Genomic DNA, 21,406 nt, shown 5'->3' with positions numbered 1-21,406 from the left:
CACAAAAAGACGAGCCCCGGGGATTCCGGGGCTTTTCTTTTGAATAATCGTTCAAAATGGCGGTTTTCTGCGAAAAAACCACTTGCGTTTCGTTTCAATTCGCCCGAATTTCGCGCAACGGCGCTGACAAGAATCGTTGGCACTCTGCCGTTTCTTAGAAAGGTATCTGCTATGAATAAGAACGATCTGATCGCAAGTGTTGCAGAAAAGACCGGCCTCACCAAAGCGCAGGCAGGCGAAGCAGTTGACGCAACTTTCGATGCAGTCACGGAAACGCTGAAAGGCGGCGACGAAGTCCGCATCATCGGTTTTGGTAACTTCACGGTTTCTGAACGTGCAGCAACCGAAGGCCGGAACCCGCGGACTGGCGAAACGATCCAGATCCCGGCTTCTAAGACGCCGAAGTTCAAGGCCGGCAAAGGCCTGAAAGACGCTGTGAACGCCTAAGCGTTTTCAAACGTCAAATCAAAGCGCCCCGTATCTGAGTTATCGGATACGGGGTTATTTTGTTTGCGGTGCCACGTTGCTCGCGCCCAGGACGATTTGCGTGCTGGGGCAGGGCTGAGGCGTGCTGTGGACCGCTTGTCTGATCGTTCTCAGCCTTCGTCGTCCACAGGGTCTGTGGCGGTGCAGCTTTTTTCCAGTTAGCTCTTGCCAAGGCTAGTAGGACCACCTAAAAGGCGTCTCACCTTGATTGGGGCGATTAGCTCAGTTGGTAGAGCGCTTCGTTTACACCGAAGATGTCGGGAGTTCGAGTCTCTCATCGCCCACCATTCTCCCAAACAAGACCTGAAGCGTGAACAACGCCTGCCAACGGCCTTTTCTGTGTTGTGTGCCTCATTCTCAGTTCTTTGAGGGCGCGCGATAGCCTGCTTTTCTCGTTGTCGCCGCAACCAGTAACCTTCTGAAAAAGAACATCTAACTGCAAAATCAATGATCAAGGCCCGCTGATCCGGAGCGCCCCTTATCTGACAATTATCCACAAGCACCATGACAAACGAGGCATCATAGAACGGCGCATTTGTCTGTGTTTTAAAAAAACGACATGTTAGGTCGGTCTCTGTGCTTGACTTCCCCTCGCAGCCGCCGTACATCAGCGCCACTTCACGGCGACGAAACGTCGTCGGACGAAGCGGGTGTAGCTCAGTTGGTTAGAGTGCCGGCCTGTCACGCCGGAGGTCGCGGGTTCGAGCCCCGTCACTCGCGCCACTCACGGTTTTCTCTTCTGCTTCAAGCAGTTCTTCCCAAGATTTAAAGCGATTGTTTTAAAGCCGGCGATCGGTGCGGCTGATTTGCGCCTGTCTTTGCTTCTCCGCGCGGTGTCGATTTCAGCTTACTGATGCCTGCAGCATATTCAAATTGTTGCTTTTTTACGCTTAGATGCGACTCGGGAAGAATTTCCGCTGTTGCGACGGCGGTTCAACGCAGGTGCGGCAAATTTGCAATCCACTTGTGAAGACATTTTAGGTTGGTGCAAACTGGCTGAAATAGGGGAGTTGGAGAGGCTCGGTTGGAATTTGGTTCGAGTGTGGCAAGAGTTTGACCACACAGGGGTCTTGCGTTGCACCAAGTCGTAAGCTAAGCGTGCGCTCGCATGTTGGTTTCACTGGCCGACGGGCTCTGCACGATCTGCCGAACGGGAGAGGCGACGAGCACCAAGCCCAGGCTCCGGGTCGTCTCCCGATCCACCTCCAAATGCAAGGACGCGAAAGACATGGAAGAACTTTTACGGGAATATGTCCCGATCGTCGTGTTCGTCGGCATTGCGCTGGTGATCGGACTCGCGCTGCTGATCTCTCCATTCGTTCTGGCCTACAAGAACCCGGACCCCGAAAAACTGTCGGCGTATGAGTGTGGTTTCAACGCCTTCGACGACGCGCGCATGAAATTCGATGTGCGGTTTTATCTGGTCGCGATCCTGTTCATCATTTTCGATCTGGAAGTTGCCTTCCTGTTCCCCTGGTCGGCGGTGTTCGGTGAACTCGGCTGGTACGGCTTCTGGTCAATGATGGTATTCCTCGGTGTCCTGACCGTCGGCTTTATCTATGAGTGGAAAAAGGGAGCGCTGGAATGGGATTGACCACGACAGAGCCGCTCGTTGCTCCGCAGTCCAAAGGCATTATCGATCCGAATACCGGCAGACCGGTTGGGGAAGATGACGCCTTTTTCCTGGAAGTGAACAACGAGCTGGCCGACAAGGGTTTTCTCGTCACCTCCACTGACAACATCATCCAATGGGCACGCACCGGGTCGTTGATGTGGATGACTTTCGGGCTGGCATGCTGCGCCGTTGAAATGATGCAGATGTCCATGCCCCGCTATGACGCCGAGCGTTTCGGGTTTGCGCCGCGCGCATCGCCAAGACAATCTGATGTGATGATTGTCGCGGGAACGCTGACCAACAAGATGGCTCCGGCCCTGCGCAAGGTCTATGACCAGATGCCGGAGCCGCGCTACGTCATCTCCATGGGATCGTGCGCCAATGGTGGTGGTTACTACCACTATTCCTATTCTGTCGTGCGCGGATGCGACCGGGTTGTTCCCGTCGACATCTATGTGCCGGGATGCCCACCGACGGCCGAGGCCCTTCTGTATGGTGTCCTGCTGCTGCAGAAGAAAATCCGGCGTACGGGAACGATCGAAAGATAAGCGGTTCGCCGTCAAGTGGCGGCGGGTCTTCAACAATACGGTTCCCCAGGCCAGCGCGTGCAGGCTCCAGGGGGTGAGGTCAGACACGATGGATGAGACGCTAAAGGAACTCGCTGAGCACATCGAGCTCGGCCTCGGTGAGTCTCTTGTTTCGTGGAAGATCGAATATGGCGAGCTGACGCTGACCGTAACTGCCACCGGTATTCTCGACGTCGTGCGGTTTTTGCGCGACAACAGTTCCTGCAAGTTCGTCAATCTGACGGACATATGCGGCGTTGATTATCCTGCCCGTGAGAAGCGGTTTGACGTTGTCTACCACTTCCTGTCACCGGTGCAGAACGAGCGCATCCGCATCAAACTCGAAACGGATGAAACAACGCCTGTGGCGTCGCTCACGCCTTTGTTTCCAGGTGCTGAATGGTTCGAGCGCGAAGCCTACGATATGTATGGCATCCTGTTCACCGGTCATCCGGATCTGCGCCGGATCTTGACTGACTACGGGTTTGACGGTCACCCGCTGCGCAAGGATTTTCCGGTCACGGGCTTCGTTGAAGTTCGTTACGACGATGAGCGGAAACGGGTCGTCTACGAACCTGTGCGCCTGAACCAGGAAATGCGGAACTTCGATTTCCTCTCGCCATGGGAAGGCACGGATTACGTGCTGCCCGGCGATGAAAAAGCAACCACGAACTAGGGCGAGAGCGGGATGGGCGAGCAACTGAAGGGTGGTTGTCTTTGCGGCGCGGTAAGATTTACTGCGGTCCCGGCGAAAATGGAAATGGGTGTTTGTCATTGCTCGATGTGCCGCCGCTGGAGTGGGGGCGCGTTCATGGAAGTGAATTGCGACAGCGTCGAAGTGGAAGACAAAACTGACCTTGCAACGTTCGAATCGTCGGATTGGGGCATCCGCCAGTTCTGCCGGAAGTGCGGTTCGACGCTCTTTTGGATGATGAAGGACGGCAGTCACGCAGGCGTAGCTGTTGGGGCGTTCGATGACCCCGAAGCGTTCAAGTTCACGACCGAAATCTTTGTCGACGAGAAGCCGAGCAATTTCGACTTCGCCAATCCGACCAGAAAACTCACGGGTGCACAGGTCATGGAGCTCTTTGCATCCCAACAGGGGCCTCAACATGGCTGAAGCTCAGGTTAGAAACTTCAATATCAACTTCGGACCGCAGCACCCGGCTGCGCACGGGGTTCTTCGGCTCGTGCTCGAACTGGATGGCGAAGTGGTGACACGCGTCGATCCGCATATCGGCCTGCTTCACCGCGGTACCGAAAAGCTGATTGAGCAGAAAACCTACCTGCAGGCTGTTCCGTATTTTGACCGCCTCGACTACGTGGCTCCGATGAACCAGGAACATGCGTTCGCGCTCGGCGTCGAACGTTTGCTGGGCATCGAAGTGCCCAAGCGTGGTCAGCTTGTTCGGGTGCTTTATTCTGAGATTGGCCGCCTGCTATCGCATCTTTTGAATGTGACCACACAGGCCATGGATGTTGGTGCTCTGACGCCGCCGCTCTGGGGCTTTGAGCCGCGCGAAGAGCTTATGGTGTTTTATGAGCGCGCTTGCGGCGCGCGCATGCATGCCGCTTATGTCCGGCCAGGCGGTGTGCACCAGGACCTGCCGCGCGACCTTCTGGACGACATTTGGGATTTCTGCGACCCATTCCTGCAGACATGCGACGATATTGAAGGTCTGCTGACGGACAACAGGATCTTCAAACAGCGGAACGTGGACATCGGTGTCGTCGATCTGGACGACGCGTGGGCCTGGGGCTTTTCAGGTGTGATGGTCCGCGGTTCGGGAGCAGCCTGGGACCTGCGTAAATCACAACCCTATGAGTGCTATTCGGAACTCGATTTCGATATCCCCATCGGAAAGAACGGCGACTGCTACGACCGTTATCTGATCCGGATGGAGGAAATGCGTCAGTCTGTGCGCATCATGAAGCAGTGCCTTGAAAAACTCACCGTTGAAACCGGGCCGGTTTCATCCGTTGACGGCAAGATCGTGCCGCCGAATCGCGGCGAGATGAAGCGTTCCATGGAAGCGCTGATCCATCACTTCAAACTTTACACCGAGGGCTATCACGTGCCAGCCGGGGAGGTGTATGCAGCCGTTGAAGCGCCGAAAGGCGAGTTCGGCGTCTATCTTGTCTCAGACGGCACGAACAAGCCGTATCGTTGCAAGATCAAGGCACCAGGCTATGCCCACTTGCAGGCAATGGACTTCCTGTGCAACGGCCACATGCTTGCCGACGTTTCGGCGGTGCTGGGGTCAATGGATATCGTTTTCGGTGAGGTCGACCGCTGATGCGGCGGGTTTGCCACCAGTTTACGACCCTGGCAGCCGCCTTTTCGGCTCCGGTCAAAGTGACAGAACGGGGATAACACCATGGCAGTTCGCCGACTTGCCGCGGACCAACCAGAAAGCTTCGCCTTCACCGAGCAAAACCTCGCGTGGGCGAAAAAGCTGATCGATCGTTATCCGGCAGGCCGCCAGGCCTCGGCGGTCATTCCGCTTTTGTGGCGCGCCCAGGAGCAAAATGACGGCTGGGTCAGCGAGCCCTCCATCCGCTACATCGCGGAACTGCTGGACATGCCGAATATCCGTGTTCTGGAGGTAGCGACCTTCTACACCATGTTCCAGCTGCAGCCGGTCGGGAAAAAGGCGCATATTCAGGTCTGCGGCACGACGCCGTGCCAGTTGCGCGGCTCCGAAGACCTGATCAAGATCTGCAAGAGCCGGATCGCGAAGCACATGCACGACATTTCCGAGGACGGCATGTTCTCCTGGGAAGAGGTCGAGTGCCTTGGTGCTTGCGTCAATGCGCCGATGGTGCAGATCTACAAGGACACCTACGAAGACCTCACTCCGGAGAGCTTCGAGAAGCTGCTGGATGACATTGCAGCCGGCAATGAAGTTACGCCTGGGCCCCAGAACGGCCGCAGGTTCGCCATGGCTGAAGGGGGGCTTACCAGTCTCACCGAAATAGACGACAGCTCGCAGGGTACGCTGCCTGTCCCGCATGTGGTGGACGGTGCGGAAAAAGCATCTCACGCCTTTGCAGGTGCCGCAATCAATGCCGGTGGCAATGACTATGACGGCGTTCCCACGTCGGCGGAAGACGCAGTTGCCAAGGTGATTGCCGCGCATGCCGCAAAGGTAGCGGAAAAGGCAGAGGCACCGGCTCCTGCACCTGCACCTGCAGCCAAGAAGGAAGAGACGCCCGCTCCGAAGGCGGAGAAGCCAAAGAAGGCACCAGCTGCGAAAAAGAAGGCTGCCCCGGCAAAGCCTGAGAAAGCTGCCCCGGCTGCTGCACCTGAGCCAGCTTCCGAAGCGGCCACGGCCGTTGAGGAGAAAGCGCCAGAAACGCTCAAAGAAGCTCGCGGTGGCAAACCGGACGATTTGAAAAAGCTCAAAGGTGTCGGACCCAAGCTTGAAGCCACGCTTCATGAGCTGGGGTTCTTCCACTTCGACCAGGTCGCTGCGTGGGGGCCGGAAGAGGTTGCCTGGGTGGACAGCCGGCTGAAATTCAAGGGCCGGATCGAACGGGACGGCTGGATCGAGCAGGCCAAAACCTTGGCTGCCGGTGAAGACACTGAATTTTCCAAGCGCGTGGATGCCGGAGAAGTGGCTTCCTCGAAGAGCGAAGACTAGGGGGAAGAGATGCTGAAGGATCAGGATCGGATCTTCACCAATATCTACGGTCTGCACGACTGGGGCCTCGAAGGCGCAAAAAAGCGCGGCCAGTGGGACAATACCAAGGCGCTGCTCGACAAGGGCCGGGACTGGATTGTCCAGGAAATGAAGGATTCCGGTCTGCGCGGACGAGGCGGAGCAGGTTTCCCGACAGGCCTGAAATGGTCCTTCATGCCGAAGGAATCCGACGGCCGGCCGGCTTATCTCGTCGTCAACGCCGATGAATCCGAGCCGGGTACCTGCAAGGATCGCGAGATCCTGCGCCACGATCCGCACACGCTGGTCGAAGGATGCCTCGTGGCCGGTTTCGCAATGGGTGCAGTTGCCGCTTATATCTACGTTCGCGGCGAGTTTATCCGGGAACGCGAACGCCTGCAGGCGGCAATCGATCAGGCCTACGACGCGGGTCTGATCGGCAAGAACAACAAGAACGGCTACGATTTCGACATTTACATCCACCACGGTGCCGGCGCTTACATTTGCGGCGAAGAAACTGCTCTGCTGGAGAGCCTGGAAGGCAAGAAGGGGCAGCCGCGCCTGAAACCGCCGTTCCCGGCCAATGTCGGCCTCTATGGCTGTCCGACGACGGTGAACAACGTTGAATCGATCGCGGTTGCTCCGACGATCCTGCGCCGCGGAGCCGCATGGTTTTCCGCGCTCGGTCGCCCGAACAACACCGGCACGAAGCTTTTCTGTGTTTCAGGCCACGTCAATCAGCCGGCAACCTTCGAAGAAGAGCTCGGCATTCCGTTTTCTGAGATGATCGACAAGCACTGCGGTGGCATCCGGGGCGGGTGGGACAACCTGCTGGCGGTGATCCCGGGCGGATCTTCGGTTCCGTGCTGCACCTCAGAGCAAATCAAAGACGCACCGATGGATTTCGACACGTTGCGTGGCCTGGGCTCGGGTCTCGGGACGGCCGCGGTCATCGTGATGGACAAGTCCACCGACATCATCAAGGCGATTGCCCGTCTGAGTTACTTCTACAAGCACGAAAGCTGCGGCCAGTGCACGCCGTGCCGTGAAGGTACCGGCTGGATGTGGCGCGTGATGGAACGCATGGTCAAGGGTGAGTCCTCCTATGAGGAGATCGACATGCTGTTCAAGGTGACCAAGCAGGTCGAGGGCCATACGATTTGTGCGCTTGGAGATGCGGCTGCCTGGCCGATCCAGGGACTGATCAAGAATTTCAGACCTGTCATCGAACAACGTATCGACGACTATGTCGCCAAGTCGAAATCGTCTTCGACCATGCTGGCGGCTGAATAAGCGGAACGGGATTTGGAGAGCAACGGATGACGAAGCTCATCATCGACGGCAAGGAAGTGGACGTCCCGGCGGATTATACGCTGCTTCAGGCTTGTGAAGAAGCGGGCGCCGAAGTTCCGCGGTTTTGTTACCACGACCGGCTGTCGATTGCCGGCAACTGCCGCATGTGCCTTGTGGAGGTGAAAGGCGGTCCGCCCAAGCCGACAGCTTCCTGCGCCATGGGTGTGAAAGATCTGCGCCCCGGACCGAACGGGGAACCGCCCGTTGTCGAAACCAAGTCCGAAATGGTCAAGAGCGCGCGCGAAGGGGTGATGGAGTTCCTGCTCATCAATCACCCGCTTGATTGCCCAATCTGTGATCAGGGCGGCGAATGCGACCTTCAGGATCAGGCGATGGCTTATGGCGTCGACGGATCACGGTTCCATGAGAACAAGCGCGCGGTCGACAACAAGGAAATCGGTCCGCTCATCAAGACGATCATGACACGCTGCATTCACTGCACGCGCTGTGTCCGCTTTACGACCGAAGTGTGCGGTGTGACCGACATGGGGCTGGTCGGACGTGGAGAAAATGCGGAAATCACGACCTATCTCGAAGCCGCGCTGTCTTCCGAGATGCAGGGGAACGTGGCGGACCTTTGCCCGGTCGGTGCGTTGACGCATAAACCCTACGAATTTCATGCGCGCCCCTGGGAACTGACGAAGACGGAAAGCGTCGACGTGATGGACGCGGTCGGCTCCTCGATCCGTGTGGATTCCAGAGGCAAGGAAGTCATGCGCGTCATGCCGCGGCTCAACGAAGAGGTCAACGAAGAGTGGATCTCGGACAAGTCGCGCTACATTTGGGACGGTCTGAAAACCCAGCGGCTCGATAGGCCCTACGCCAAGAAAGACGGCAAGCTGCAACCGGTGTCGTGGATCGAAGCGTTCCAGATCATTGCCGACAAAGTGAAGGCATCTTCTTCGGACAAGATCGGAGCACTTGCCGGGCAATTGGCCGGTGTTGAGGATATGTTCGCGCTGAAGAGCCTCATGGACAAACTTGGCGTTGCGAATATCGATAGCCGTTTTCCCGGTTCTCCTCTTCATCCGAAAAACGGGCGTGCAAGTTATCTCTTCAATTCCACGATCCAGGGCATTGAAGACGCCGACGCGATCATGCTGATCGGCACCAATCCGCGCAAGGAAGCCGCTGTGCTGAACGCGCGTATCCGCAAGCGCTGGACCCACGGCGACCTCCATATTGGACTGATTGGCGAAAATGCCGACCTGACTTATCCGGTAACCTATCTCGGTGCCGGTCCGGAGAGCCTGAAACAGTTTGTCGACCATGCGCCTGCAAAGGCGGAGCGCCCAATGTTCATCATCGGGCAGGGAGCTCTGAACCGGCCAGATGGCGCCGCTGTTCTGGCAAATCTGGCGGCTGCTGCAAAGTCGCTCGGTGTCATCAAGGATGGTTGGAACGGCTTTAACATCCTGCATTCCGAAGCTTCGCAAGTCGGTGCGCTCGATATCGGCTTTGTTCCGGGTGAGGGCGGCAAAGACACCGGAGGCATGCTCGAGCCAGGCGCGCTTGACGTTCTGTTCCTGCTCGGCGTCGATGAGATCGAAGTGCCGGAAGGCGCATTTGTGGTTTACCAGGGTACACATGGCGACCGGGGCGCGCATCGCGCCGACGTGATCCTGCCTGGTGCCGCTTACACGGAAAAGTCCGCAATCTACGTCAATACGGAAGGCCGCGTTCAGATGGCCGACCGGGCTGCGTTCCCACCGGGTGACGCACGTGAGGACTGGGCGATCTTGCGGGCCCTTTCGGCGAACCTGGGTCAGACACTTGAGTTTGATTCCCTGTCCGAACTGCGTGCAAAGCTATTCGAAGCGTATCCGCACATGACCGGCATCGACGCAATCGAGCCCGGCGAAGGTGCAGATATCGAGAAGCTTGCCGACGCGTCTGCAAAAATGGACAGTGCCGGGTTTGCAAACGTGATCCATGACTTTTTCCTGACCAACCCGATCGCACGCGCCTCGAAGACGATGGCCGAGTGTTCGGCGCTCGCGCGCTCGCGGGCGGCAGAAGCGGCTGAATAAGGGGTAGGGGTCGAAATGGTTGAGTTCTTTACGACGACCTACTTGGGGCAATTTCTGCTGATTGCGTTGCAGAGCATCGTCTTGATGGTCGTGCTTCTGGTGATCGTCGCGTACATTCTTTACGCAGACCGCAAGATCTGGGCAGCAGTCCAGATCCGCCGGGGCCCGAACGTTGTCGGACCCTGGGGGCTTCTGCAGAGTTTTGCCGATCTCCTGAAATTCGTTCTGAAAGAGCCGGTCATTCCGGATGGATCCAACAAGGTTCTGTTCCTGCTGGCGCCGTTGATTTCCGTGCTCCTGGCTCTTTCGGCCTGGGCCGTCATTCCGGTTGCGGACGGCTGGGTGATCGCAAATATCAACGTCGGTGTTCTCTTCGTGTTTGCCGTCTCCTCGCTTGAGGTCTATGGCGTGATCATCGGCGGTTGGGCATCCAACTCGAAATACCCTTTTCTGTCGGCACTTCGGTCCGCAGCGCAAATGGTGTCTTACGAAGTTTCCATCGGTTTCGTGATTGTCACCGTGCTGCTGTGCGCCGGAACCTTGAACCTCACCGGTATTGTTGAGGCGCAGCAGACCGGTCTTGCGACGCTCCTGGGCGTTCCGTGGCTGTCCTTCCTGAACTGGTACTGGCTGCCGCTCTTCCCGATGTTTGTGGTGTTTTTCGTCTCCGCGCTTGCAGAGACCAACCGGCCTCCGTTCGATCTTGCCGAAGCGGAATCAGAACTGGTTGCCGGTTTCATGGTGGAATATGGATCAACCCCGTACATGATGTTCATGCTCGGCGAGTATGTCGCCATCTGCCTGATGTGCGCGCTGATGACCATTTTCTTCATGGGAGGATGGCTACCGCCGTTCGACTTTGCACCCTTTACCTGGGTTCCGGGCGTCGTCTGGTTCATTTTGAAGTGTCTGCTGTGCTTCTTCATGTTCGCCATGGTCAAGGCGATGGTCCCACGCTACCGCTATGACCAGCTGATGCGCCTTGGCTGGAAAGTGTTCCTGCCGCTGTCACTGGCGATGGTCGTGGTTGTTGCCGCAGTGCTGATGGCAACCGGTTGGGCACCGGGCGCAGCGTGACGGTGTCCCTTGCCGGGGTAATCGGCGGATTGGTCGGACTTTACGTCGGCTGGCTCGATTACAAGATCCTGAAGGGTATGCTTCAGGCGGCAGAGATGAAGAACAGGCAGGCCGGTGGCGACGGGGGCGCCGCGGCAAAGTACAAGGCGCCATTGAGTGCGCTGATTTTTGGAGTTCCGGTGATCGGTTTCCCGATTATCGGGTATTGGGCAGCCAGCCTGCTGGCTGGTTGAGGAAAGAGAGGCAAGACGCGATGGGACTTAATCAAGCCGTCAAATCGCTGTTTCTGCAGGAGTTCGTGTCGGCATTCTTTCTGGCGATGCGTTACTTCTTCAAGCCGAAGCCGACCGTGAACTACCCGTTCGAAAAGGGACCGGTTAGTCCGCGCTTCCGGGGCGAACATGCATTGCGCCGCTATCCGAACGGTGAAGAACGCTGCATCGCCTGCAAATTGTGCGAGGCAATTTGCCCCGCACAGGCAATCACGATTGAAGCGGGACCGCGTCGTAACGATGGTACGCGCCGGACCACCCGCTATGACATCGACATGGTCAAATGCATCTACTGCGGTTTCTGCCAGGAAGCCTGTCCGGTGGATGCGATCGTTGAAGGGCCGAATTTCGAGTTCGCCACGGAAACCCGCGAAGAGCTTTACTACGACAAGGAAAAGCTGCTTGCGAACGGTGACCGGTGGGAACGCGAAATCGCCCGGAACATTGAAATGGATGCTCCTTACCGTTAGGAGCTAACCGAACAGTCAACCTTCAGCCTGGCAATCCGGCCGGGCCCCGCATTTCCGGCCCGCGAGGGCCACACGACAGGCAGGTCTTAATATGATCCTGAAAGCCCTTTTCTTCTACCTTTTCGCCGGTATCACGCTGGCGTCGGGTTTTATGGTGATCGCGGCCCGCAATCCGGTGACATCGGTGCTGTTTCTGATCCTGGCCTTCGTGAACTCGGCTGGTCTGTTCGTTTTGCTTGGCGCTGAATATCTGGCGATGCTTCTCGTGGTGGTCTATGTCGGTGCTGTCGCTGTGCTTTTCCTGTTCGTCGTCATGATGCTGGACGTTGATTTCGTCGAACTTCGTCAGGGCTTCCTGCAGTACCTTCCGATTGGCAGCCTTGTCGGCTTTATTCTGATGATCGAGCTTCTGATGGGCCTGGGGGCGTGGATCCTGGTGCCGGAGTTGATTGGTCAAGGAGCCGAACCAACACCGGATCTGGCGCAGACGAGCAATATCGAAGCCATCGGTTCGGTGCTCTACACGAAATACATCTACTTCTTCCAGGTCGCGGGCCTGGTGCTTCTGGTGGCGATGATCGGCGCCATCGTATTGACGCTTCGCCACAAGCCGAACGTCAAACGGCAAAGCATTCCGGAACAGGTCGGGCGGACAAGAGAAGCCGCCATCGAGGTCCGGAAAGTCGAGTCGGGCAAGGGGATCTGACGCAGCCTGACTGCGTCACATTGAGAAAGTCCGGGAACCAGCACGCTCCTCAGTGCGGTTTCCGGTTGGGGTAAACGAGGGGAGCACGGCGAGGCGCCCATGGAAATCGGTCTGTCGCACTATCTGTCGGTCGCGGCGATCCTGTTCACGATCGGGATTTTCGGGATCTTCCTGAACAGGAAAAACGTGATTGTCATTTTGATGTCGATCGAGCTTCTTCTGCTTTCGGTGAACATCAATTTCGTCGCCTTTTCGTCGTTCCTCGGCGACCTGATGGGGCAGATCTTTACGATGCTGGTACTCACCGTGGCGGCTGCCGAAGCGGCAATCGGCCTGGCAATTCTGGTGGTGTTCCACCGGAACCGCGGCTCCATTGCCGTTGAAGACGTCAACGTGATGAAAGGGTAGGGGCCGATGTATTCAGCAATCCTGTTCCTGCCGCTCATCGGCTTCCTGATCGCAGGCCTGTTCGGCCGCACCATCGGCGACAAAGCCTGTGAATATGTAACCAGTGGCCTCGTCATTGTGGCTGCACTGTTCTCGTGGATCGCGTTTTTCGGTTTCTGGCTCGGCGGATCCGAACTTCAGATTGTCGAACTGTTCCGCTGGATCGACGCCGGTGACCTGAAAGTGTCCTGGTCGATCCGCGTGGATACGCTGACGGCAGTCATGCTGGTGGTCGTGAACACGGTCTCTGCGCTGGTGCATGTCTATTCCATCGGATACATGCACCACGATCCGCACCGGGCCCGTTTCTTCGCCTATCTGTCGCTGTTCACCTTCGCCATGCTGTCGCTCGTCACGGCAGACAACCTGCTTCAGATGTTCTTCGGCTGGGAAGGCGTTGGCCTTGCCTCCTACCTCCTGATCGGCTTCTGGTACAAGAAACCTTCCGCGAACGCTGCGGCGATCAAGGCTTTCGTCGTCAACCGTGTAGGCGATTTCGGCTTTGCGCTCGGTATTTTCGGCGTCTTCTTCGTCTTCCAAAGCATCGACTTCACGACGATCTTCAACGATGCGCCGTCCTTCATCGAAGGGCAGGAAGAGGCGATGACCTTCCTCGGCTATCACCTCGATCCGCAGGCAACCATGACCGTGATCTGCCTCCTGCTCTTCATGGGTGCAATGGGCAAGTCGGCGCAGTTCCTGCTGCATACCTGGTTGCCGGATGCGATGGAGGGCCCGACGCCGGTCTCCGCGCTCATTCATGCGGCGACCATGGTGACGGCCGGTGTGTTCATGGTGGCGCGCCTGTCACCGCTGATGGAGTTGTCGCACACGGCGCTCGCGGTAATCGTGTTCTTCGGCGCAACGACAGCCTTTTTCGCGGCGACGGTCGGTCTGGTTCAAAACGACATCAAACGTGTGATTGCCTATTCGACCTGTTCCCAGCTCGGCTACATGTTCGTGGCGCTCGGGGTCGGAGCCTATTCAATCGGTATCTTCCACCTGTTCACGCATGCCTTCTTCAAGGCGCTCCTGTTCCTGTGTGCCGGTTCGGTGATCCATGCCGTGTCCGACGAACAGGACATGCGCAAGATGGGCGGCCTGAGGAAACACATCCCGATCACCTACTGGACAATGATGATAGGTACGCTGGCTCTTACCGGCGTCGGCATTCCGTTTACGCATATCGGGTTCGCCGGCTTTGTCTCCAAAGACGGTATCATCGAGGCAGCCTTCGCCGGCGCTGGCGGTGATCATGCAAACCCGATGGCTCTTTACGGCTTCTGGCTAACGGTGATCGCGGCGGCGCTGACCTCGTTCTACTCCTGGCGCCTGACCTTCATGACCTTCCACGGCAAGCCGCGCGCTCCAGTAGATGTCATGAAACACGTGCATGAATCGCCGTTGGTTATGACCGTCCCCTTGATCATTCTCTCGGTCGGGGCCGTTTTTGCCGGCATGGTGTTCTACAACTCGTTCTTCTATTCCGAAGAGGCCTACAATGCCTTCTGGAACGGTGCGTTGCCGGCGTTTGGTGACCTGCACGTTCTGCATGCCATGCACGAGGTGCCGGCCTGGGTTAGGGTATCGCCCTTCGTCATGATGGTGCTTGGCTTCCTGGTTGCGTATTGGTTCTACATTCGCTCGCCGGAAATGCCCAAGCAGCTCGCGGAACGGCACCAGGGGCTCTATCAGTTCCTGCTGAACAAGTGGTATTTCGACGAGATCTACGACTTCCTGTTTGTCCGTCCCGCCATGTGGCTCGGACGTTTCCTCTGGAAAAAGGGCGATGGCACCGTCATCGACGGGTTCGGGCCTGACGGTATTTCCGCCCGCGTCCAGAACGTCACGTCCTGGGTCGTGAGGCTGCAGACCGGATACCTTTATCACTATGCATTTGCGATGCTGATCGGTGTGGCCGCACTAATCACCTGGTCAATGTTTACCGGTGGCAGCACCGGCGGGGGTGCACACTAATGATTGCCTGGCCAATTCTGTCAGTCACAACGTTCTTGCCGCTGCTCGGCGTGCTCTTCATCCTGCTGGTGTCGGGAGACGATGAGGGCAGCAAGAAAAACATCCGGATGGTCGCCCTGGTGACCACCGGCGTGACCTTCCTGCTGTCCCTGTTCATCTGGGGTAATTTTGACTACTCGAACCCGGGCTTCCAATTCGTGGAAGAGCGCGCCTGGCTTGGCGGCGGTCTTGCCGAGCGGCTGGGTGTTGAGGACATCAAGTATCGCATGGGTGTCGACGGGATCTCGGTCCTGTTCGTAATCCTGACCACGTTCCTGATGCCGTTCTGCATCCTGGCGTCCTGGGAAAGCATCCAGAACCGCGTGAAAGAATACATGATCGCGTTCCTGGTTCTGGAAACGCTGATGATCGGCGTGTTCTGCGCGCTTGATCTGGTGGTCTTCTACGTGTTCTTCGAGGCCGGCCTCATTCCGATGTTCCTGATCATCGGTGTTTGGGGCGGCAAGCGCCGTGTATACGCCTCCTACAAGTTCTTCCTCTACACGCTGCTCGGATCGGTACTGATGCTGATCGCGATCATGGCGATGTACTGGACTGCGGAGACCTCAAACATCGCGGAGCTGGTGTCCTCCAACGCGTTCCCGGCTCATATGCAGACATGGCTCTGGCTAGCGTTCTTTGCCTCCTTTGCGGTGAAAATGCCGATGTGGCCGGTGCATACCTGGTTGCCTGACGCCCACGTCGAAGCGCCGACTGCCGGGTCGGTGATCCTGGCAGGCATCCTCCTGAAGCTTGGCGGCTACGGTTTCCTGCGTTTCTCACTGCCGATGTTCCCGATCGCATCCGACATGTTCGCACCGCTGGTCTATACGCTGTCGGTGGTGGCGATCATCTACACATCGCTTGTGGCGCTCGCCCAGGAGGACATCAAGAAGCTGATCGCCTATTCGTCCGTTGCTCACATGGGCTACGTGACCATGGGCATCTTCACGATGACCGAGCAGGGCGTGCAGGGCGGTATCTTCCAGATGCTGTCGCACGGGATTGTGTCCGGGGCGCTCTTCTTGTGTGTCGGCGTCATCTATGACCGGATGCACACGCGCGAGATTTCGGCCTATGGCGGTCTTGTCAACCTGATGCCGAAATATGCCGTGGTGTTCCTGATCTTCACGATGGCCAATGTCGGTCTGCCGGGAACGTCCGGTTTTGTCGGCGAGATCCTGACGCTGATGGGGATCTTCCAGGTGAATACCTGGGTCGCGGTCTTTGCGACGACCGGCGTGATCCTTTCGGCAGCCTATGCGCTTTATCTCTATCGACGGGTCATATTCGGCGCGCTCGAAAAAGAAAGCCTGAAGTCGATGCTGGATCTGAACCTTCGCGAAAAGGTGATCCTGTTCCCGATGGTCGTGCTGACGATCTTCTTCGGGTTCTACCCGATGGCGATCCTGGATGTGACGCAGGGATCCGTCGACAATCTCATCAACCATTACACTGCAGCGCTTGAGGCCGCCGGGGTAACCCAGCATGCGGCAGCAGCAGCAGCGGCGCACTAAGGCTTCAAGGACGAGACAGAGCCATGTCAGATGTGACTCAATTGCCAGATCTCATGCCGGTTCTTCCGGAGATCATCCTTGCCGTCGGCGCGATGGTGCTTTTGATGATCGGAGCCTTCGGCGGAAAGGGCGTGAGCTACGCGGTCTTTGGCGGCGCGATGGGACTGCTCGGTGCGACGTTCCTGATCCTGATGCTGGTCCCGAGTTTCGGCGAGACGTTCGGCGGTTCATTCGTGCTCGATGACTTCGCCTATCTGCTCAAACTCCTGGTGCTGGCAGGATCGTTCTTTGCCATTGCCATGTCGTGGGCCTATGCCAAGAGCCAGTCCTTCGACCATTTCGAATATCCAATCCTGATCGTCCTGGCGACGCTCGGCATGATGCTGATGCTGTCGGCGAATGACATGATCGCGCTTTATATGGGTCTGGAGCTTCAGAGCCTGTCGCTCTATGTGGTGGCGGCGATCAACAGGGACAGTGTCAGATCCACGGAAGCGGGCCTCAAGTATTTCGTGCTGGGCGCGCTGTCGTCGGGCATGCTGCTCTACGGCATGTCACTGGTCTACGGTTTCACCGGCCAGATTTCCTTTGCCGGCATTGCAGAAGCCCTGACGCATGATGGTGCTTCGATCGGACTGGTTATCGGCCTGACGTTCATTCTCGCAGGTCTTGCCTTCAAGATTTCGGCCGTGCCGTTCCACATGTGGACGCCCGATGTCTATGAGGGGGCGCCGACACCCGTGACCGCGTTTCTGGCCGCTGCACCGAAAGTGGCGGCAATGGGCATGATGGTGCGGATCGTGATTGAGGCGTTCCAGCCGGTCACAAGCGACTGGCAGCAGATTGTGGTGTTCGTCTCCATAGCCTCGATGGCGCTTGGCGCGTTTGCGGCTATCGGTCAGCGTAACCTAAAGCGGCTGATGGCCTATTCCTCGATTGGACACATGGGATATGCGCTGGTTGGCCTGGCGGCCGGCACCCAGACCGGTGTCGAAGGGGTGATCTTCTACATGATCGCCTATCTCGGCATGACGCTTGGTGTTTTTGCCTGCATTTTGTCCATGCGCCGCAAGGATGGCATGGTTGAAGAGATCGACGATCTGTCAGGTCTTTCACAAACCAACCTGCCGATGGCCATTCTTCTGGGGCTGCTCATGTTCTCGCTTGCAGGTATCCCGCCGTTGGTGGGCTTCTTCGGCAAGTGGTATGTCTTCGTGGCTGCAGTTGAGGCCGGGCTCTATCCACTTGCGATCATCGGCGTGGTTATGTCCGTTGTGGGTGCCTATTACTACCTCCGGATCGTGAAGGTGATGTTCTTCGACGAGCCGGTGGAAGGCTTTGAGGCCATGCCGATGGAGCTCCGGGTCGTTCTCGGACTGTCGAGCGTGTTCGTGGTTCTTTTCTGGCTGGCGCCTGGCCAGGTCGTCAATGCGGCAAGCGCTGCGGCGCAGTCACTTTTCTGACGGGCACATGATACCGAATACTCAGGAAAGTCCGGTGCCTGGCGTGCCGGATTTTCTTTTTGAACACCATGAAAGTGTTGGCTCGACCAACGCCTTGTGTTTCGAGCGGGCTCGTGAGGGGCATTCGGGCAAGCTCTGGATCCGCGCGGGTGAGCAAACGCAGGGGCGGGGCCGGCGGGGCCGGGATTGGTCTTCGCCAACTGGAAACCTGTTCGCAAGCTTGTTGCTGATTGATCCGCAACCTGCCGCCAGGATCGGCGAACTTCCGCTGGTTGCGGCGGTCGCCCTTGCCGACGCTGTTGACAAAGCCGCCGGGACGCTCCATCTGGTGGAGCTGAAATGGCCCAATGACCTTCTGGTCAACGGGGCAAAGCTTTCCGGCATTTTGCTTGAAGCTGAAATTCTGGCCGATGGACGGCAAGCGGTCGTCATCGGCTTTGGGGTCAATTGCATTTCCCACCCGCCACTTTCCCTGTACCAGGCGACCGATCTGCGCAGTCTCGGGTACCAGGTGACGGCCGATCGTTTGTTCGAGACGCTGGCGTCGGCATTTGCCGCGCAGCTCGGCAATTGGACGAAACCTGGCGGTTTTGGCGCAATTCGGAGCAGCTGGCTGAAACGGGCAGCGCATCTGGGCAAGGAAATCACCGTGAAGACGGCCCAGGAAGACATTAGCGGCATTTTTGCCGATCTGGACACACAGGGTCACCTTGTTCTCAAACAGGACGATGGCCGTGTGCGTACCATCTATGCAGGCGACGTTTTCTTTGGCGAAGGCTAGCGAAGGAAACCGGCCTGCAAAGAGGTTCTAAGGAGTAATTCATGGCTTCGGCCAACAACGAAAACAAAAACGATATCGTGTTCTTGCCCTTGGGGGGCGTTGGGGAAATCGGTATGAATCTCGGGCTTTACGGATACGGGCCCGAAGACGACCGCACTTGGCTGATCGTCGATTGTGGCGTCAGTTTTGCCGGGCCTGAGCTGCCCGGCATCGACGTTGTCGTTCCTGATATCAAGTTCCTTGAAGACGAAGTCGACAATATTGCGGGCATGGTCATCACCCACGCTCACGAAGATCACTATGGCGGCATCCTTCACCTTTGGCCCTACCTGAAAGTTCCCGTCTATGCGACTGCATTCACGGCAGGGCTGCTGGCTGCAAAGGCGGAAAGCGAGCCCGGTGCAGAAGAGGTTCCGCTGACAATCGTGAAGCAGGGCGAGCGGCACAAGATCGGACCGTTCGATGTCGAATTCGTTGCCATGGCCCATTCCATCCCGGAGCCGTGCGCCCTGGCGATCCGGACACCCGCGGGCCTGGTTCTGCATACAGGTGACTGGAAGATAGACCCGACGCCGGGCGTCGGTTTGCCGATTGATATGGACCGGTTGGCGGAACTTGGCCGCGAAGGCGTGATGGCACTCGTCTGTGACAGTACCAACGCGGTGAGGGACGGCGTCAGCCCAAGTGAAGCTGATGTTGCTGACGAACTCAAAAAAGTAATCGGCGGGGCAAAGCGCCGGGTCGCGGTGACAACCTTTGCGTCGAATGTCGCCCGCATCCGTGCCGTTGCAGAAGCTGCTGCTTCCTGCGGCCGGGATGTCGTGATTGTCGGTCGTTCGATGCATCGCGTCATCAGCGTTGCCGGTGAGCTCGGATATCTGGATGGGCTGCCGACATTTCATGACGAAGAAGCCTTCGGGTACCTGCCTCGCGAAAAGGCCGTGCTCTTGTGCACAGGCTCTCAAGGCGAGAGTCGGGCGGCGTTGGCACGCATTGCAGCCGGAGATCACCGCAACATAGCGCTGTCCAAGGGGGATATGGTGATCTTCTCGTCCCGCACGATCCCGGGAAACGAGAAAGCCGTTGCAGAGGTGTTGAACAATCTTGCCGACAGCGATGTTGACATCGTGACGGACAAGGACGCGCTGGTTCACGTATCCGGCCATCCGCGCCGTGGTGAGCTGGAACAGCTATACAAAGTGATCAAGCCGAAAGTCGTGCTTCCCGTCCATGGCGAACCGTTGCATCTTGCCGCTCATGCTGCGTTTGCGAAGGAGCAGGGCGTTCCGGAAGTGGTGCGCGGCAAGAACGGGGACATCATTTGCCTGACCGCCGGCAGGGCTCGGATCATCGACGAAGCACCGTCGGGTATTCTGGTCAAGGACGGCGCCATCCTTGATGATCCGGAAGTCACCGGTGTGAAGGAAAGACGGAAGTTGTCCTACGCCGGGGCTGCCGTCGTTGCGCTTGTGGTGAACCGGGCAGGGGAGCTATTGACCGATCCGGATGTCACGCTGCTCGGATTGCCGGACACCGACGATGACGGTGAACCTATGGAAGATATCGTTGTGAAAGCGGTGATTGGCGCCGTGACGAGCATTCCTAAATCTCGGCGCAAGGACAAGGATCTGGTCGGTGAAGCAGCCCGCAAGGCGGCGCGCTCGGAAATCCTTGATGTGTGGGGCAAAAAGACGCTCTGCAAGGTGATGGTGACCCAACTATAGTCCATCCGGTGACCGGCAGCGGTTGCCCACGCGGAGGTAGGGAAATGATTGGAAGGCTTAATCATGTCGCTATTGCAGTCTCGGACATTGAGGCGGCAACGGCTGTTTACCGGGATACGCTCGGTGCGGAAGTCTCCGCCAAGGAAGAGCAACCCGACCACGGCGTAAGCACCGTATTCATCAATCTGCCCAACACGAAAATCGAATTGCTTGAGCCGCTGGGAGACAATTCCCCGATTGCCAAGTTCTTGGAAAAGAACCCGTCGGGCGGCATACATCATGTCTGTTATGAAGTTGATGACATTCTTGTTGCGCGGGACAAGCTTGTTGCCGATGGTGCCCGCGTCCTGGGTGACGGAGAACCCAAGATCGGTGCCCACGGAAAACCGGTCCTGTTTCTGCACCCCAAGGACTTCCTGGGCACGCTTACCGAACTGGAAGAGGCCTGATTGATGTCAGTGGCGTTCGGTCTTGCCATCTTTTTCATGCTCTGGTGGATCATCCTGTTTGCGATCTTGCCCTTTGGCCTTGATCGCACGCAGGAAGAAGCCGGTGACGTTGTGCCTGGCTCCGAACCAAGCGCCCCGCAAAAACCGAGATTTCTGAAAGTGGTCATTTTGACGACGGTTGTGACAACCATTGTGTTCGGAAGCTATCTCGCACTGAGGCAATCTGGCTTCGGACTTGATGATATTCCGTTCCTGCAGCCACCCGTCAGCAGTTCGGGTCAGGTGCTGGACAGTCGCTTCGGTTGAGAATCGACCACTGAAAGATGTTTGCCGGCAAAAGAAAAAGGCAGAGCTGGGCTCTGCCTTCTTTAAGTTCCGCGTCTAAATTTACCCTCACCCCTTACCGGCTGTGAAACAACCTGGTCGGGCGGCTGCGAATCGAAAGATGCGCCAGAGGGTCTTCCTCCCAAGACTCAGACCGCGATGTCCTTGAGCATCTAGGCATTTCTGCCGAGGCATCTTTTTGTTATGGGAAGGGAACCTAGCGGATTGATCTAGGCTTGTCACCTGTTTGTCGTAGTGAGCCTATTTTTTATGCTTGCCTAATAATTCTGCAAACAAATTGGTCGCAGGATGCGATACTTCGGGGGTGACAAATGAGGTGGAAAAGGTGCCGTAAGTGCCTGAGTTTCGACCGTTTGCGCGGCTAATTCGGCAAAACCAGACACGCCGACCTCAAAGGACTTGTTTTTAAGCGCAGCATGCGGTTTGA

The 21,406-nt window shown here is 57.4% G+C and carries 21 protein-coding genes and 2 tRNA genes; all 23 read left to right on the top strand.

The genetic code is table 11. The features are described from left to right. The first annotated feature begins 171 nt into the window (after positions 1-171). The gene (locus tag RBB47_RS18955) at positions 172-447 is read left to right on the top strand and encodes an HU family DNA-binding protein (RefSeq protein WP_305987521.1); all 276 of its coding nucleotides are present in this window, start codon (positions 172-174) and stop codon (positions 445-447) included. Between the two features lie 250 nt (positions 448-697). Further along, positions 698-773, top strand: a tRNA-Val gene (locus RBB47_RS18950). Between the two features lie 359 nt (positions 774-1,132). Next, positions 1,133-1,209: transfer RNA gene (locus RBB47_RS18945), tRNA-Asp, on the top strand. Positions 1,210-1,714: 505 nt separating this feature from the next. Next, positions 1,715-2,080 (top strand): NADH-quinone oxidoreductase subunit A, encoded by a 366-nt coding sequence (locus RBB47_RS18940; RefSeq protein WP_305987441.1) that lies wholly within the window; start codon positions 1,715-1,717, stop codon positions 2,078-2,080. Next, complete coding sequence (locus tag RBB47_RS18935) at positions 2,071-2,649, top strand: NADH-quinone oxidoreductase subunit B family protein (protein WP_305987440.1); 579 nt, start codon at positions 2,071-2,073, stop codon at positions 2,647-2,649. The genes RBB47_RS18940 and RBB47_RS18935 overlap by 10 nt, the downstream gene beginning before the upstream one ends. A gap of 88 nt (positions 2,650-2,737) precedes the next feature. Next, positions 2,738-3,343, top strand: a complete 606-nt coding sequence (locus RBB47_RS18930; RefSeq protein WP_305987439.1) for an NADH-quinone oxidoreductase subunit C — start codon at positions 2,738-2,740, stop codon at positions 3,341-3,343. Positions 3,344-3,355: 12 nt separating this feature from the next. Continuing rightward, positions 3,356-3,787 (top strand): GFA family protein, encoded by a 432-nt coding sequence (locus tag RBB47_RS18925; RefSeq protein WP_371932816.1) that lies wholly within the window; start codon positions 3,356-3,358, stop codon positions 3,785-3,787. Beyond that, positions 3,780-4,964: an NADH-quinone oxidoreductase subunit D gene (locus RBB47_RS18920; RefSeq protein WP_305987438.1), complete on the top strand. Its 1,185-nt coding sequence runs from the start codon at positions 3,780-3,782 to the stop codon at positions 4,962-4,964. The genes RBB47_RS18925 and RBB47_RS18920 overlap by 8 nt, the downstream gene beginning before the upstream one ends. Positions 4,965-5,045: 81 nt before the next feature. Then, entirely contained in the window at positions 5,046-6,311 is a 1,266-nt protein-coding gene (locus tag RBB47_RS18915) for an NADH-quinone oxidoreductase subunit E (RefSeq protein ID WP_305987437.1), read from the top strand. A gap of 9 nt (positions 6,312-6,320) precedes the next feature. Continuing rightward, positions 6,321-7,622: an NADH-quinone oxidoreductase subunit NuoF gene (gene nuoF, locus RBB47_RS18910; protein WP_305987436.1), complete on the top strand. Its 1,302-nt coding sequence runs from the start codon at positions 6,321-6,323 to the stop codon at positions 7,620-7,622. A 26-nt stretch (positions 7,623-7,648) separates the two neighbouring features. Beyond that, positions 7,649-9,712 (top strand): NADH-quinone oxidoreductase subunit NuoG, encoded by a 2,064-nt coding sequence (gene nuoG, locus RBB47_RS18905; protein ID WP_305987435.1) that lies wholly within the window; start codon positions 7,649-7,651, stop codon positions 9,710-9,712. A gap of 15 nt (positions 9,713-9,727) precedes the next feature. Further along, positions 9,728-10,789 (top strand): NADH-quinone oxidoreductase subunit NuoH, encoded by a 1,062-nt coding sequence (gene nuoH, locus RBB47_RS18900; protein ID WP_305987434.1) that lies wholly within the window; start codon positions 9,728-9,730, stop codon positions 10,787-10,789. Further along, complete coding sequence (locus tag RBB47_RS18895) at positions 10,786-11,022, top strand: hypothetical protein (protein WP_305987433.1); 237 nt, start codon at positions 10,786-10,788, stop codon at positions 11,020-11,022. The genes nuoH and RBB47_RS18895 overlap by 4 nt, the downstream gene beginning before the upstream one ends. A 20-nt stretch (positions 11,023-11,042) precedes the next feature. Then, positions 11,043-11,531 carry an NADH-quinone oxidoreductase subunit NuoI gene (nuoI, locus tag RBB47_RS18890; RefSeq protein WP_305987432.1) on the top strand — a complete coding sequence of 163 codons (489 nt, stop codon included), beginning with the start codon at positions 11,043-11,045 and terminating at the stop codon, positions 11,529-11,531. Between the two features lie 91 nt (positions 11,532-11,622). Then, positions 11,623-12,237, top strand: coding sequence for an NADH-quinone oxidoreductase subunit J (locus tag RBB47_RS18885; RefSeq protein ID WP_305987431.1), 615 nt, complete (start codon positions 11,623-11,625; stop codon positions 12,235-12,237). Between the two features lie 99 nt (positions 12,238-12,336). Beyond that, on the top strand, positions 12,337-12,645 hold the full coding sequence (nuoK, locus tag RBB47_RS18880) for an NADH-quinone oxidoreductase subunit NuoK (protein ID WP_029063407.1): 309 nt from the start codon (positions 12,337-12,339) through the stop codon (positions 12,643-12,645). Positions 12,646-12,651: 6 nt separating this feature from the next. Beyond that, positions 12,652-14,661 carry an NADH-quinone oxidoreductase subunit L gene (nuoL, locus tag RBB47_RS18875; protein ID WP_305987430.1) on the top strand — a complete coding sequence of 670 codons (2,010 nt, stop codon included), beginning with the start codon at positions 12,652-12,654 and terminating at the stop codon, positions 14,659-14,661. Beyond that, positions 14,661-16,217, top strand: coding sequence for an NADH-quinone oxidoreductase subunit M (locus tag RBB47_RS18870; protein WP_305987429.1), 1,557 nt, complete (start codon positions 14,661-14,663; stop codon positions 16,215-16,217). The genes nuoL and RBB47_RS18870 overlap by 1 nt, the downstream gene beginning before the upstream one ends. Before the next feature lie 23 nt (positions 16,218-16,240). Further along, the gene (gene nuoN, locus RBB47_RS18865) at positions 16,241-17,680 is read left to right on the top strand and encodes an NADH-quinone oxidoreductase subunit NuoN (RefSeq protein WP_305987428.1); all 1,440 of its coding nucleotides are present in this window, start codon (positions 16,241-16,243) and stop codon (positions 17,678-17,680) included. 7 nt (positions 17,681-17,687) lie between these two features. Beyond that, complete coding sequence (locus RBB47_RS18860; protein WP_305987427.1) at positions 17,688-18,461, top strand: biotin--[acetyl-CoA-carboxylase] ligase; 774 nt, start codon at positions 17,688-17,690, stop codon at positions 18,459-18,461. A gap of 41 nt (positions 18,462-18,502) precedes the next feature. Continuing rightward, complete coding sequence (locus RBB47_RS18855) at positions 18,503-20,185, top strand: ribonuclease J (protein WP_305987426.1); 1,683 nt, start codon at positions 18,503-18,505, stop codon at positions 20,183-20,185. A 44-nt stretch (positions 20,186-20,229) separates the two neighbouring features. Beyond that, positions 20,230-20,634, top strand: a complete 405-nt coding sequence (gene mce / locus RBB47_RS18850) for a methylmalonyl-CoA epimerase (protein ID WP_305987425.1) — start codon at positions 20,230-20,232, stop codon at positions 20,632-20,634. 3 nt (positions 20,635-20,637) lie between these two features. Continuing rightward, on the top strand, positions 20,638-20,940 hold the full coding sequence (locus RBB47_RS18845) for a DUF1467 family protein (RefSeq protein WP_305987424.1): 303 nt from the start codon (positions 20,638-20,640) through the stop codon (positions 20,938-20,940). The last annotated feature ends 466 nt before the right edge of the window (positions 20,941-21,406 follow it).

The organism is Roseibium sp. MMSF_3544 (assembly GCF_030732845.1).
Lineage (GTDB): Bacteria > Pseudomonadota > Alphaproteobacteria > Rhizobiales > Stappiaceae > Roseibium.
The sequence above is the reverse complement of the archived record's forward strand: the minus strand, read 5'-3'. Positions and strand labels throughout refer to the sequence as shown.

Coding starts and splice junctions, on each gene's coding strand:
- RBB47_RS18955 (WP_305987521.1), top strand. CDS start 172: ATGAATAAGAACGATCTGATCGCAAGTGTTGCAGAAAAGACCGGCCTC.
- RBB47_RS18940 (WP_305987441.1), top strand. CDS start 1,715: ATGGAAGAACTTTTACGGGAATATGTCCCGATCGTCGTGTTCGTCGGC.
- RBB47_RS18935 (WP_305987440.1), top strand. CDS start 2,071: ATGGGATTGACCACGACAGAGCCGCTCGTTGCTCCGCAGTCCAAAGGC.
- RBB47_RS18930 (WP_305987439.1), top strand. CDS start 2,738: ATGGATGAGACGCTAAAGGAACTCGCTGAGCACATCGAGCTCGGCCTC.
- RBB47_RS18925 (WP_371932816.1), top strand. CDS start 3,356: ATGGGCGAGCAACTGAAGGGTGGTTGTCTTTGCGGCGCGGTAAGATTT.
- RBB47_RS18920 (WP_305987438.1), top strand. CDS start 3,780: ATGGCTGAAGCTCAGGTTAGAAACTTCAATATCAACTTCGGACCGCAG.
- RBB47_RS18915 (WP_305987437.1), top strand. CDS start 5,046: ATGGCAGTTCGCCGACTTGCCGCGGACCAACCAGAAAGCTTCGCCTTC.
- nuoF (WP_305987436.1), top strand. CDS start 6,321: ATGCTGAAGGATCAGGATCGGATCTTCACCAATATCTACGGTCTGCAC.
- nuoG (WP_305987435.1), top strand. CDS start 7,649: ATGACGAAGCTCATCATCGACGGCAAGGAAGTGGACGTCCCGGCGGAT.
- nuoH (WP_305987434.1), top strand. CDS start 9,728: ATGGTTGAGTTCTTTACGACGACCTACTTGGGGCAATTTCTGCTGATT.
- nuoI (WP_305987432.1), top strand. CDS start 11,043: ATGGGACTTAATCAAGCCGTCAAATCGCTGTTTCTGCAGGAGTTCGTG.
- RBB47_RS18885 (WP_305987431.1), top strand. CDS start 11,623: ATGATCCTGAAAGCCCTTTTCTTCTACCTTTTCGCCGGTATCACGCTG.
- nuoK (WP_029063407.1), top strand. CDS start 12,337: ATGGAAATCGGTCTGTCGCACTATCTGTCGGTCGCGGCGATCCTGTTC.
- nuoL (WP_305987430.1), top strand. CDS start 12,652: ATGTATTCAGCAATCCTGTTCCTGCCGCTCATCGGCTTCCTGATCGCA.
- RBB47_RS18870 (WP_305987429.1), top strand. CDS start 14,661: ATGATTGCCTGGCCAATTCTGTCAGTCACAACGTTCTTGCCGCTGCTC.
- nuoN (WP_305987428.1), top strand. CDS start 16,241: ATGTCAGATGTGACTCAATTGCCAGATCTCATGCCGGTTCTTCCGGAG.
- RBB47_RS18860 (WP_305987427.1), top strand. CDS start 17,688: ATGATACCGAATACTCAGGAAAGTCCGGTGCCTGGCGTGCCGGATTTT.
- RBB47_RS18855 (WP_305987426.1), top strand. CDS start 18,503: ATGGCTTCGGCCAACAACGAAAACAAAAACGATATCGTGTTCTTGCCC.
- mce (WP_305987425.1), top strand. CDS start 20,230: ATGATTGGAAGGCTTAATCATGTCGCTATTGCAGTCTCGGACATTGAG.
- RBB47_RS18845 (WP_305987424.1), top strand. CDS start 20,638: ATGTCAGTGGCGTTCGGTCTTGCCATCTTTTTCATGCTCTGGTGGATC.